Below are 262 nucleotides of genomic sequence, written 5' to 3' on the forward strand. Positions count from 1 at the left end.
CCACGCCCAGCTTCAGACCGGCTTTCTGGATAGCGGCCAGATCGACGATATCCGCCAGCCCTTCCACGAACGGCTGCACCAGATCCTGCTCTTTCACGTGGCCGGAGGCCATGGCTTCATCCAGCGAGATGCGTTTCACACCGTTCAGACCGTTAGCCAGTAACGCGTTGGCACGATCTTCCACCACTTTCGTGACGTTGGTATCCGCCGGGCCACCGTTAGGTGGGTTGTACTTGATGCCGCCCTCTTCCGGTGGGTTGTG

At 59.9% G+C, this 262-nt stretch carries 1 pseudogene; it reads right to left on the bottom strand.

The features are described 5' to 3' along the window. Positions 1-262: pseudogene (locus RTW80_RS29660) on the bottom strand (phosphoglucomutase, alpha-D-glucose phosphate-specific); the annotation flags it as partial.

This window comes from Escherichia sp. AM3 (genome assembly GCF_032029835.1).
Classification (GTDB): Bacteria; Pseudomonadota; Gammaproteobacteria; order Enterobacterales; family Enterobacteriaceae; genus Escherichia; species Escherichia coli.